9 protein-coding genes and 3 pseudogenes are annotated in these 12,342 nt (G+C 68.7%); 9 read left to right on the forward strand and 3 right to left on the reverse strand.

Going from position 1 to position 12,342, the window contains the following annotated elements:
- Positions 1-39: 39 nt before the first annotated feature.
- Positions 40-945: a LysR family transcriptional regulator gene (locus ACO0M4_RS29950; protein WP_430374212.1), complete on the forward strand. Its 906-nt coding sequence runs from the start codon at positions 40-42 to the stop codon at positions 943-945.
- 239 nt (positions 946-1,184) lie between these two features.
- Complete coding sequence (locus ACO0M4_RS29955; RefSeq protein WP_430374213.1) at positions 1,185-1,637, forward strand: VOC family protein; 453 nt, start codon at positions 1,185-1,187, stop codon at positions 1,635-1,637.
- 228 nt (positions 1,638-1,865) lie between these two features.
- Here the strand turns inward: ACO0M4_RS29955 and ACO0M4_RS29960 are convergent, their stop codons facing one another.
- Complete coding sequence (locus ACO0M4_RS29960) at positions 1,866-2,681, reverse strand: hypothetical protein (RefSeq protein ID WP_430374214.1); 816 nt, start codon at positions 2,679-2,681, stop codon at positions 1,866-1,868.
- A gap of 47 nt (positions 2,682-2,728) precedes the next feature.
- Here ACO0M4_RS29960 and ACO0M4_RS29965 point away from each other — a divergent pair, with 47 nt between their 5' ends.
- Entirely contained in the window at positions 2,729-3,118 is a 390-nt protein-coding gene (locus tag ACO0M4_RS29965) for a TetR-like C-terminal domain-containing protein (RefSeq protein WP_430375316.1), read from the forward strand.
- Positions 3,119-3,186: 68 nt separating this feature from the next.
- Here ACO0M4_RS29965 and ACO0M4_RS29970 read toward each other — a convergent pair.
- A pseudogene (locus ACO0M4_RS29970) lies at positions 3,187-3,804 on the reverse strand (serine hydrolase domain-containing protein); the annotation flags it as partial.
- A 319-nt stretch (positions 3,805-4,123) separates the two neighbouring features.
- On the opposite strand from ACO0M4_RS29970, the gene ACO0M4_RS29975 reads away from it, so the two are divergent.
- From ACO0M4_RS29975 to ACO0M4_RS29985, 3 genes are read left to right on the forward strand one after another with little or no spacing between them, the layout of a single operon-like run.
- The gene (locus ACO0M4_RS29975) at positions 4,124-5,065 is read left to right on the forward strand and encodes an ABC transporter ATP-binding protein (RefSeq protein WP_430374215.1); all 942 of its coding nucleotides are present in this window, start codon (positions 4,124-4,126) and stop codon (positions 5,063-5,065) included.
- On the forward strand, positions 5,062-6,429 hold the full coding sequence (locus tag ACO0M4_RS29980) for an ABC transporter permease (RefSeq protein WP_430374216.1): 1,368 nt from the start codon (positions 5,062-5,064) through the stop codon (positions 6,427-6,429). The genes ACO0M4_RS29975 and ACO0M4_RS29980 overlap by 4 nt, the downstream gene beginning before the upstream one ends.
- A gap of 4 nt (positions 6,430-6,433) precedes the next feature.
- Positions 6,434-9,193 carry an alkaline phosphatase family protein gene (locus ACO0M4_RS29985; protein ID WP_430374217.1) on the forward strand — a complete coding sequence of 920 codons (2,760 nt, stop codon included), beginning with the start codon at positions 6,434-6,436 and terminating at the stop codon, positions 9,191-9,193.
- 363 nt (positions 9,194-9,556) lie between these two features.
- Here the strand turns inward: ACO0M4_RS29985 and ACO0M4_RS29990 are convergent, their stop codons facing one another.
- Positions 9,557-9,835, reverse strand: a complete 279-nt coding sequence (locus tag ACO0M4_RS29990; RefSeq protein ID WP_430374218.1) for a hypothetical protein — start codon at positions 9,833-9,835, stop codon at positions 9,557-9,559.
- A 43-nt stretch (positions 9,836-9,878) separates the two neighbouring features.
- On the opposite strand from ACO0M4_RS29990, the pseudogene ACO0M4_RS29995 reads away from it, so the two are divergent.
- The 3 genes and pseudogenes from ACO0M4_RS29995 to ACO0M4_RS30005 form a co-directional block, all read left to right on the forward strand.
- Positions 9,879-10,874: pseudogene (locus ACO0M4_RS29995) on the forward strand (amidase); the annotation flags it as partial.
- A gap of 170 nt (positions 10,875-11,044) precedes the next feature.
- Positions 11,045-11,368: pseudogene (locus tag ACO0M4_RS30000) on the forward strand (transposase); the annotation flags it as partial.
- Positions 11,369-11,503: 135 nt separating this feature from the next.
- Positions 11,504-12,331 (forward strand): SDR family oxidoreductase, encoded by an 828-nt coding sequence (locus tag ACO0M4_RS30005; RefSeq protein WP_430375317.1) that lies wholly within the window; start codon positions 11,504-11,506, stop codon positions 12,329-12,331.
- Positions 12,332-12,342 lie beyond the last annotated feature (11 nt).

The raw sequence follows: 12,342 nt of genomic DNA on the forward strand, positions 1-12,342 counted from the left end.
AAGGAAATACCAAACCCCACCCACCTATGCTCCAGGCGTATGAATATCAACCTCCGTCACCTCCGCCACTTCCTCACCCTCGCCGAAGAACGCAACTTCACCACCGCCAGCAAACGACTCCACCTCACCCAACCCACACTCACCCGCAACATCCGCACCCTCGAAGAAGCCCTCGGCGTCCGCCTCTTTGACCGCACCACACGCCGTATCGACCTCACCCCCAAAGGCACGCGCCTTCGGGAATCCCTCATTCCGATCATCCAGCAACTCGACGCCACCCTGGCTGACGCCCGCGGCAGCGAAACCCTCCGCATCGGCTTCGCCTGGGGGCTCCCCGAAACCCTCTCCACCCTCGCCAACCGCTTCGCCCAAGAAACCCACACCCACATCGAATGGGTACGCCACGACACCCCCCTGGCGGGACTGGACACCGGCGACACCGACGTCGCCCTCCTCCGCGGCCACTTAAACCCCAAGGGAATCCGCTGCATCCAGCTCTACGAGGAAGAACGCATCGCCGCCGTCCCCGCCACCTCTCCGCTCGCCCAACTCCCCCACATCGAGTGGAACCAACTCGCCGAACACCCCCTTGTCGTCAACACCATCAGCGGCACGACCTTCCCCGACCTCTGGCCGTCCCACGCCCAACCCGCCATCGGTGCCCACTGCCGCAACTACGACGAATGGCTTGAGAAAATCGCCGCCGGCGCCGGTTTCGGCACCGCCCCCACGACCGCCGCCCGCCGCAACACCCACCCCAACGTCCGCCTCATCCCCCTCCATAACGCACCCCTCATCCCCACCCATCTCGCCTTCCCCACCCACGGAACCCACCCCCTCTCCACCCGCCTCGCCCACACTGCCTGGCACACCTACCGCACCACCAACACCCCACCCACCCCAGACACCAACACCGACACCGACACACCAACAACAGCCGACTGACTCACCACCCCACCCGACAGCCACACCCCACACCGACCCACCTCGACAGACAGAGCGACGCCCCACCACCCGCAGGATGGTGGGGCGTCAGCCCTCAGGTTGATGTCAGAACCCAGGCAACTTTCTCGGCGGCGTGTAACCCCGGTCCAGCCGTAGACCCGCGGTCCGTTGGAGCCGTTGCCGCACCACAGGGTCGAGCAGGCAGCGCTGAGGGGTGTCCATGTCATATAACCAGCGACATGACATTGAACTGGAAACTGGTCATCGACAGCACGAACGCAGCTGCCCTCGCAGACTTCTGGGCCGCTGCGCTGGGCTACCAAGTGGAGGATCCCGGCGCACTCATCGAGCAGTTGCTGGCCGCTGGTCAGCTCACTGACGAGGCGGTCGTCGAGCATCGCGGCCGCAAGACCTTCCGTGGCTACGCCGCGATCCGCCACCCCGAGGACCCGTTCGACGAAACCAGCGGCGTCGGCCGCGGCCGACGGTTGCTCTTCCAGGACGTGCCCGAAGCCAAGTCCGGAAAGAACCGCCTGCACCTCGACGTCCACAGTGGGCCTGGCGACCTCGCCGAACTGGTGGCCAGGCTGGAAGACCTGGGGGCAACCCGCGTCCGCGAAGTCAACCAGGGACCGGCTGGGCACTGGTGGGTCATGCAGGACCCGGAAGGCAATGAGTTCTGCGCGGCGTAGGCCAAGGCACGTTCGTCTCGACCGCGCCGAACGAACAGACCGGCGGCGAGCGCCAACGCCTCACCCACCTGAGCCCAAGTCATAGCCACAGCAATAGCCATAGCGATAGCGATAGTCATAGCCACGGCCGTACCTATAGCCGTAGCAAGCGCAACAGCGAGTCGGAGCAAAGCCAACGAGCAGTAGGGGCCCGGCCCGATGTGCGCGGCGGGGCGGCTACCAATGGTGTTACTCGGCGGTGTTTTGCTGCCCGAGGGCCCGGTAGCGGTCCGCTAGTGCGTGGAACGCCTCCTTTGGCTCCCAGGGTAAGTCGGGGTATCTGCGCGCGGAGGCGGAGATGCCGCTCTGTTCGTCGAGGATCTTGACGATGCCGTAGGAGGCCAGGTCGGGGTCCGGGGCCGGTCCGCAGGAGCGGTGGGGGGTGGCATAGCCGGCGAAGCTGAACCAGAAGAGGGAGTCGACGCCCTCCTCCTCGAATACGGGTAGGAGGTCGTCGAGGTAGCGGACCTGCTCGCTCTCGTCGCGCACCAGGTCTGGTTTGGGGGTGACCCCGTCCGGTCCCATGGCCACGTACCAGCCCGCGCCGCCAAGGCCGCCCGCTCCCCGGAAGGTGCAGCAGCCGACCTCCGTGATCGCGACGGGCTTGCCGTGGGCGAACTCCTTGCGCAGGTCGTCGCGGTAGGTGGCGGCGTTGCGCAGGCTCCGGAAGGCGTCCAAGCCGACGATGTCGAACGGGCTCCAGTCCACGCCGTCCAAGGGGCAGGAGGCGTAGCTGACCGGGCCGGCGAAGACGGGCCGCACGGCGGTGACGACGTCTCCCAGGAAGGCGTTGACCTTGTCGGGGATACCCTGGAGCGCGGCTTCGCGACCGGGGCCGGCCAGGACCGGGACGCGGGCGTTGAAGGTGTCGCCGGGCAGGTATCCGCGGGCGAACAGGCTCAGTTCGCAGCCGGTGACCAGGACGACGTCGGCGCCGTCGCGACGCAGCCGTTCGGCGCGCTCGGCGCAGTCGACGAAGTACGGAAGCATCTGCTCGTTCGTCAACTCGCAGGGAAACGGCGAGAACCAGACTTCCAGGCCGACGGCCGCCCCTGCCGGACGAACCGCCCGACACCGGCGACCTGCGCGGCGACGTCCTGGCCCTGCTGCATCGCGTCGTCACGCGCACGCAGGAACTCGCTCCCGTCCGCGAGGTACTGGCCGCGGAACAAGGACAGGCAACGGAACTCTCCGCCTACCTGGCCTCACGCAACCAGGGACCGGGCCACGCCTGGATGCGGATAGCGTTGGAACGGGCGGCTCGACGCGGTCAGATCGACGCCCCGGACGCCCTCCCCGACCGCTTGGTCACGCTGCCGGTGGTGCTGGTCGTCCACGACCTCTTCATGGCCCACCGGACCCCGACCGATGCCGACCTGGAGGAAATCGTGGACCAGCTGTTCCTCCCGCTGGTCACACACCAGCGGGGACAACTCCCTTGAAACAGACTCCGGAGCAAGCCCTGGACCGAGCCTTGGACCGGACCCTGAGCGGGGTTCCGAGGCACGGTTCAGCGGCACAGGGCCGTGCCCACGACGCTCTCGACGTGCTTCGTGGCCGCCGCGTCGGTCGGGACGCTGGTCACTGCGACATTGGCGGCGCGACCGTCGTCGGTGACGCCGCCCCGGGTCTCATATCCCGTGATGTCACCGCCGTGGCCCCAGTAGACGCCGCCGCACGACAGTGGCCTGCTCATGAGCCCCAGTCCGTAGCCGGCGCCGGTGTCCCCAATGGGGACGGTGGTGCGCATCTGCGTGAGCTGGGCCGCCGGGAGGAGGCGGCCGGCGAGGAGCGCGGTGAAGAACTGGTTGAGGTCGGAGTTGGTGGAGATCATCTGGCCTGCCGCCCAGCCCGCGGAGGGGTCGATTTCCGTGAAGTCGCGCAGCGGCGTGCCTGCTGAAGTCCTGTGGTAGCCCTTCGGGTGGGGTTCTCGGATGGTCATGCCACCGGGGGCGGGGAAGTAGGTGTGGCGCAGCCCGACGCGTTTGATGATGCGCTTGTCCATCTCTTCGGCGAGAGGCCGGCCGGTGACCTTCTGGATGATCAAACCGGCCACCACGTAGTTCGTGCTGCTGTACGCCCATTTCGTCCCGGGGGCGAAGTCGGCCTGGTGTTGGAGAGCGAGGTCGTCTCGTGCAAGCAGGTTCCCGGACTTCTCTCGGCCACGCGAGCTGTATCTGGAGACCGCTGGGGCCACCGCGACGGCTGCCGACGCCGCAGGGGGACGGGAGGCAGGCCCTGGGGGAGCTTTCCCCCTTAAACGGCCTACGCGTCCGCGCCGTCAACCGCGCCCGCCGCTGTCGACACCCCGGCGCTCTTCGGCGCCCGCCCGGGCATCGTCGCGGTGCATGCCGGTCGTCAACCGTTTCGTGAGCATTCAACTGACTGCCCCTGATCTCGTTGTGCACTGCGTCTACGGTCCTTGAGGCTTTCGAAGGAAGGGACTCATGGACGCACTCCTCGCAGTCCGGGCTCGCGGGATCACCAAGTGGTTCGGCGATGTCGTCGCACTCGACGGCGTCGACCTGGATGTGACGCAGGGGCAGATTCACGGCCTGGTCGGACCGAACGGCGCCGGCAAGACGACCTTGCTCGGCCTCCTGCTGGGTCTGGCCGTCGCCGACAGCGGCAGCCTCGACATCCGGGGTACGCCGGTCGGGCGGGCGCTCGACGCTCCCGACGGTGTCGCGGGCTTCGTGGACGGACCCGGTCTGTACCCCTCGCTCACCGCCCGGCAGAACCTCGCCGCGCTGGCCGCCCTCCGCGGTGACGACGCGCGGACGACGGCGATCGACGACGCGCTTGGGCAGGTCGGGCTCACCTGTGTCGCCGACGAACGAGCCCGCGGCTTCTCCCTCGGCATGCGGCAGCGGCTGGGGCTGGCCGCGGCGCTGCTCACCAGGCCCCAGCTGCTCGTGCTTGACGAGCCGTCCAACGGTCTGGACCCGGCCGGCAAAAAGCACGTACACGGGGTCCTGACCCGGCTCGCGGCGGACGGCACCAGCGTCGTGCTCTCCAGTCACCGCATGGACGACCTCGAGGCCCTGTGCTCCGACGTCACCATCCTTGCCGCCGGGCGGGTCGTCTTCTCCGGTCCGCTGAGCAAGCTGGCCACCGAGGAGCGGGAACTCGACTACCGGGTACGCACCACCGATGCGCACGCCGCCCGTCAACTGGCTGCCGAAACGGCCGGCATCCGCCTCGTCGACGACGCCGGGGCGCGGCACGACGCTCAGGTGCTCGTCGTGCGCGCGCTGGCGCCTGCCCTCGACGAACTGGTGGTGCGGCTGGTGCAGGCGGGCGTCGCGGTACGCGAGCTCTCCCCCGTGGTATCGCCGCTCGAGGCAGCGTTCCTCGCCCTCACCGAGCCTGAGGAGGCCGGACGATGACCGCGGCCCTCACCCACGCCCAGCCCCACGGTGCCGGTACCCGCCGCGCCTCGGTGGCGCGTGGCTACCGCTTCGAGCTGGTCAAGCTGGTCTCGCAGTGGCGGATCCGCCTGCTGGTTCTTGCCTGCTGGTTCGCGCCGGCGCTCTTCGTCGCCGCGGTGAGCCAACAGAGCACGCTCCCCGTCGACACCCTTTTCGGTCGCTGGATGCACGCCACGGGATGGGCCGGGCCGCTGGTGATGCTCGGTTTCGCGGGCGCCTGGGCGCTTCCGCTGTTGACTTCGGTGGTCGCCGGCGACGTGTTCGCCGCCGAGGACCGGCTCGGCACCTGGCGGCACCTGCTCGTGGCGGTCCGGTCGCCCAGGCGGATATTCGCCGCGAAGGCGTTCGCCAGCCTCACCGTCCTCCTGCTGCTCGTTGCCGGGCTGGCCTGTTCCAGCGCGGTCGGTGGGGTCGTGGCGGTCGGCAGCCGGCCGCTGGTCGGCCTCGACGGCCACCTGCTGACGTCGGCGGACGCCGCCGTGAAGGTCCTGCTTGCCTGGGTCTGCGTCCTCGCTCCGACCCTCGCCCTCGCCGGGATCGGACTGCTCGGGTCCGTCGCGCTGGGGCGCTCCCCGATGGGACTGCTGCTGCCCGTCCTCGTCGCCCTCGCGATGCAGCTCGCCCAGATGATGCCACTGCCCGTCGCCGTACGCCTCGCCCTGCCCAGCTACGCCTTCTTCGCCTGGAACGGTCTGTTCACCGGCCCGGCACAGCTCGCCCCGCTCCTGATCGGCATCGGTGTCAGCCTGGCGTGGGCCGTGCTGGCGACAGCGCTGGCCTACCTGCTGTTCCTGCGGCGCGACTTCACGAACGTGAGCTACGACGGCTCGGGGCGCCGCGCGGTGACGGTCGGAGTGCTGCCGCTGGTCGGGCTGCTCGCCATGACGGTGGCGGTCCTCACCACGTCGACCACGGCCACGGCGACCGGCTCCGGGATCGGGCAGGAGAAGGTGCAGAGTTCGGTCGCCACGGCATTCGCCCACCTGTACCGCATGCAGACCGAGCAGCTCCACCGGCCCGCCGTCACCGAGGCCCAGCTGAAAGCCACGGCGACGTGCGACAAGGGCAGCCTCCAGGTCGCCGCGCAGGGGCCGGGCAACGACTGGCGCTGCGTCGTGTCCTGGTATCTCCCCGGCGTCCAGGCCGCTGGGCAGGCCATCTATCAGCTCGACGTAACTCCGGACGGGCGGTTCATGGCCGATGGCGATGGGCCGAAGGAAGTCAACGGCTACTTCCTGGTGCGGACCCCGGAGGGGGACGCACCGAACCCGCTTTGGCAGTTCGACGGCAATGTCGAACTTCTCTCCACCTCGAAGGGATGACTCCATGCAGGTCATACGCCGCCGTCGGCATGACGAGAACGACCGTTCCGGCTTTCTCGACAGACGGTTCACACGCTTCAGCCGCCGCAGTGCCCTGGCGACGGCCACCGCGGTCGTTCTCGCCGCCACCGCCGGCATCGGTTATGCCCAGACGCACCAGTTCGGCACCGACCAGGTCGGCCAGAAGACGGCTGATGGCCAGGTCATCTCCAGCGACCAGTACATCGCCCCATACGGCGACCGCCTCGTCATCGACAACGGCAAGATCATGTCGTCCTCGGTCAGTCCGGACGGCACCCACGTCGCCGCCTCGCTGACCGACGGCGGAGCGGCGCTGGCCATCGTCGACCGCAAGAAGTGGAAGGTGCAGCAGTTCGTCAGCGCCTCCGCATCGTCGAACCCGCGCATCGGCAGCAACTCCGTGGGCCAGGAAGGCCCCACGTACTCGCCCGACGGCAAGCAGCTGTGGCTGGGCCAGACCGACGGCTACACCAAGTTCACCGTGAGCCCGGACGGCAGCGTCACCGACCCGGTGTTCGTCCGCATCCCGGCGGACGGATCCAAGCACGCGCTGGTGGGTGAGCCGGTGTTCTCGTCCGACGGCTCCACCGTGTACGCCGCGGTCAATGGCCAGAACAAGGTGGTTGCCCTCGATGCGGCGACCGGGGCCGTCAAGCACAGCTGGGACGTGGGCAACGCCCCGCGTGACATGGTCAAGGTCGGCGACAAGCTCTACGTCAGCAACGAGGGCGGGCGTCCGGCCAAGCCCGGCGACACCACGATCAACTCCTACGACACCCAGGTGCCTGCCGACCCGAAGACCGGTGCCACCACCACCGGCACGGTCAGCGTCATCGACCTGGCGAAGCCGGATGCCGCCGTCAAGAGCATCGGCGTCGGTCTGCACCCGACCGCCCTGTACGCCAAGGGCGGGGCGCTGTTCGTCACCAACACCGCCAGCAACGACGTGTCGGTCATCAGCACCGCCGGCGACAAGGTCGTGCAGACCATCGCCACCCGCCCGTGGCCGGAGGCGTCGGTGGGTTACGAGCCCAACGCGGTGACGCTCACCGACGACGGTCATCTGCTGGTGACGCTCGGCCGCGCCAACGCGGTCGCCGTATACAAGTACAAGAGCCCGCAGGAGCCGGTCAGCTACGTCGGCCTGCTCCCCACGGACTACTTCCCCTCGGAGATCGCCACCGTCGGCAAGCAGGTGCTGGTCTCCAACACCCGTGGTGTCGACGCCCGCCGCCCCAATGCCAGCGGCGCGCACGGCACCCACGACACCACCTCCAGCCTGCAGCGGTTCACCCTGCCGGACGACAGCGTCATCAGGTCCGAGACGGCCAAGGTCTTCAAGCAGAACGGCTGGATGGGCGGCTCGGTCAAGAAGACCGACGGCAAGGGCGCGAAGCCGACAGCGGTCCCGCGGCGGCTCGGCGACCCCTCGACGATCAAGCATGTCTTCCTGATCGTCAAGGAGAACCGGACCTACGACCAGCTCTTCGGCGACATCCCGCAGGGCAACGGCGATGCGAAGCTGGCGCAGTTCGGCGAGAACGTGACGCCGAACCAGCATGCGATGACCAGGCAGTTCGGGCTGTACGACAACACCTATGACATCGGCACGAACTCCGCCGAGGGCCACAACTGGCTGATGCAGAGCGACAATCCGGAGTACACCGAGTCCTCGGCCGGTGAGTACCAGCGCAGTTACGACACCGAGAACGACGCTCTCGGCCACCAGAAGTCCGGTTTTCTGTGGACCGGTGCGCAGGCGGCAGGCAAGTCCGTCAAGGACTTCGGTGAGTTCCAGTCGGTGGAGAGCAAGCCGTCCGGAGCGTCCTGGCAGAACCTGTACTGCGACGCCAAGACCATGGACGCAACCGGGCGGCCCACGGCCTACCCCATCAAGACCGGGTCGGCGATCCCCTCGCTCAACGACGTGTCGGTGCCCGGCTTCCCGATGTTCGACCTCGACGTCCCGGACATCTACAAGTACCAGGTCTGGAAGCAGGACTTCGAGAAGAACGGGCCGGCGAACCTGAACATGTTCTGGTTCTCCAACGACCACACCGGTGGTCCCGCGAGCCCGTCCGCCCAGGTCGCGGACAACGACCTCGCGGTCGGCAAGATGGTCGACAGGATCTCGCACAGCAAGTACTGGAAGGACTCGGCCATCTTCGTCGTCGAGGACGACTCCCAGGCCGGCCTCGACCACGTCGACGGGCACCGGGCCCCGATCCAGATCATCAGCCCCTGGGCACAGCACGGCAAGACCGACAGCCACTACTACACCCAGATCACGATGATCCGGACCATCGAGCAGATCCTCGGGATCCACCCGATGAACCAGAAGGACAGCGCGGCCACCCCCATGAGCGGCGCCTTCACCCGTAACCCGGACACCACCCCGTTCAAGGCGCAGCCCAACCGCGTCCCCCTCACCGACGGCCTCAAGACCCAGCCCCCCTGCGGCTCGGACAACCCGGCACCGCAGAGCCCCAAGGCAGCGGCCATCTCGCCTGCGAAGGTACCCGCTGACAAGCAGGACCTGGCGGCAACCTGGGACAAGTGGAAGTCCAAGCAGCGGCTGACCGGCCCCCACGCCGTCCCCGACTACGCCAACCCCGCCCAGATGAACCACCTCACCTGGTACGAGACGCACAACTGGAACAAGCCGTACCCGGGCGAGAACAAGATCTTCGCGCCGCAGGAGGTGCCGGGGGCCTACATTCCTTCCTCGGAGAACGACGGCTGATGCCTGCTGGAGGCTGACGGCGAGTGGCTTCACCGCGGCCCGGAGCACAGCTGGTCCGGGCCGTCGGGCCGCCTTTTCTGGCGGGCGCGGCCTGAACGACACCGCGCGTCCCTGGGCTTCGGCAGTCGGTGCAGGGACGGAATGGCACCGAGCACATACCAAGGGGGTTGTGGATCGATCAGGGATCCCGATCAGGTGGGATCCCGATCGGGTGATGGCGGGGTGGTAGGCGCATAGCGGCAGGCCCCTTGGTGGCTCGGAGGTTGTCGAAGCCGTCCGAGGTCCCAGGAGGCCCTGGTCGTAGGCGATCAGCGAGCGGGTGACTGGCGTGCCGATCAGGTTGCCCCGGTGCCGGGCGTCGACTCAGCGTCCGCCGACCGTCCCGCCACGCTCCAGGACGGCCTCGACCGCAGCGAGAAGCCGCTCCCCCACACGGTCGACGCTCCCGTTCTGGGCACTGACCTGAGCACCCTCCATGAGGAAGGTGATCTCTGCGGCGGCCTCGTCGGGAGCCCGCACACCGGCCCTCTCGCACATGCCCGTGAGCCGGCGCCGTTGGGTGGCCTTGTGGTCCTCGATCAGCCGGCGGGTCACCGCCGCGGAACTCACCTCCGCGGCCCAGGACGCGATGACTGCCGTCAATCCCCACATCAACGCCGTCGTGGAGAACTGGCCGGCCTTGGCCGCAGCCGTCGCCGCCGGCATCACCCCCATCGCGCACGCCACCGACGCGGCCGGCTCGATCCGCGTCCCCGCCGCCAGTGCGGGGCTGTTCGGGCTCAAACCCACCCGCGGCCGCGTCTCCATGGGTCCGGACGCCGACGAGGTCTTCAACGGCTTGGCCGTGCACGGCGCCCTCAGCCGGACCGTGCGCGACAGCGCGACCCTCCTCGACCTGGTCCAGGGCCCCGAGAGCGGCGATCCCTACTTCGCGGCACCTCCCCGACGCCCGTACGCCGAGGAGTGCACCCGCGACCCCGGGCGACTGCACATCGGACTGCTCACCACCCCCTGGAACGGACGCGCCGTGGAGCCGGCCGTACACGAAGCCACCCTGGCCGCCGCCCGCCTGCTGGATTCGCTCGGCCACCGGGTCGAGCCCACCGGCGTGAACCTCGGGGTGAGCTGGGAGGAATTCGTCCTCGCCAACGCCCGACTGTGGACAGCGAACCTGGTGACATGGATCGACGGCTTCGCCGAGGCGTTCGGCCGCCCCGCGAACGAGACGACCGTCGAGCCCGAGATGCTGGCGAGCTACGCCTGGGGGCGCCGGGTGAGCGGTGTGGAGTTCGTGCAGGCCCTCGATGTGCGCAACCGGGTTGCCCGGTCGATCGGCGCGCACTTCGACCGTCACGACGTACTGCTGACACCCACCCTTCCCGAACTTCCCGTAGCCATAGGCACCTACCACCATGGCGCGGAGGGGGCGGACGGCCGGGGCTGGCTGGAGCACCTGTTCCACAGGTCGCCGTTCACCGCAGCCTTCAACGTCGCCGGCACCCCCGCCATGTCGGTGCCGCTGTCGGCCGATCCGGCCACCGGCATGCCCATCGGCATCCAGTTCGCCGCCGGGTGCGGGCGCGAGGACGTGCTGTTCCGCCTTGCCGGGCAACTGGAGAGGGCCGCTCCCTGGGTGCGGCGCACGCCCCCCGTATGGGCGGGCACACTCCCGGCCGCCTGAACCACGCCGCTGGCCCCGGTTGGCCGGGGAAGGGTTTGGGCCCGCAGCACCCTCGTCGGTGCTGCGGGCGGCTGCGGCGGGAGGCAGTGCTGGGCCAGGAGCCCAAACCCTGTGACGGTCGGCCCGCTGGGTGTCAGTAGCCGATGTCGTACCGATCAGGCCGCTAGCCGATCGAACGGGCGTCTCGACCGGTCCGCACCCGGGCAAGCCGGGGCGCCGAGCCGAGCGCTGGCGTGATCGACCCGCAGTCGGTCAAGGCGGAAGCCGTCGTCAGCGCCGACAGCCGCGGCTTCGACGGCGGCAAGTTGATCAACGGGCGCAAGCGGCACGTCGTCGTCGACACACTCGGCCTGCTGCTGGTGGTGGCGGTCACGCCGGCAGATACCGGCGACCGTGCCGCCGCTCAGGCCCTTCTCGCCCAAGTAGCCGATGCGCACCACCTGCTGGGGCTCATCTGGGCCGACGGCGGCTACACCGGCGGCCTCATCGAGTACTGCTTCACCGCTCTGGCCCTGGTACTGCTGATCGTCAAACGCAGCGACGACCAGAAGGGGTTCGGAGACTGGGTCTTCAAAAACAAGCTGTGGTGTTGCATCAAAGCCAACCGGGCGGGTCTACGGTGTCGCATCGTGACGATTTTAATCATCGGTGGAAGCGGCTTCCTGGGCACCGAGTTGGTCCGGCAGGCAGCAGCGGCCGGGCAACCGACAGTCGCGACGTACACGACCAGACCGGGTAACACGGCCCGAGTCGCGTGGCGCCACCTGGACCTACGGACCCCTGGGCGGGAGGACGCGATCATCACCGAGGTCGGTCCCCATCTCGTCGTCAACGCATCCAGCGGCAAGGCAGACTGGGAGATCACGGCCCAGGGCCCCGTCCGCCTGGCGATCGCGGCGGCGAAGCACGGCAGCCGCCTCGTCCACGTCTCCACCGACGCGGTCTTCTCCGGTTCGCGTGTTCACTACGGCGAATCCTGCCTCCCCGACCCTGTCACCCCGTATGGAGCGGCGAAGGCCGCAGCGGAGACCGGGGTCCTGCTCGTGCATCCGAACGCCGTCGTCGCCCGTACCTCGCTGATCATCGGCGACGGGCAATCCGTTCATGAGCGCACCGTCCACGAACTCGCGGCCGGCACCCGCGACGGCGTCCTGTTCACCGACGACATCCGGTGCCCGGTGCACGTCACCGACCTGGCCGCAGCCCTCTTGGAACTGGCGTCACACGACGCCCGCGGCATTCACCATCTTGCAGGAGCAGACGCCTTGAGCCGACACGAACTCGGCACACTCATCGCCAGACGTGACGGCCTCGACGCCTCCCGACTGCCCACGGGCTTGCGTGCCGACAGCGCGCTTCCAGGCGCCATCGACGTCCGCCTCGACAGCCGCGAGACCCAGCGGAAACTGCACACCACGCTCCGTGGCACCCGCAGATTCCTCGCGGCAACAGCCTGATCCCCCACCCC

It is taken from the genome of Streptomyces sp. RGM 3693, from assembly GCF_050471125.1.
Classification (GTDB): domain Bacteria; phylum Actinomycetota; class Actinomycetes; order Streptomycetales; family Streptomycetaceae; genus Streptomyces.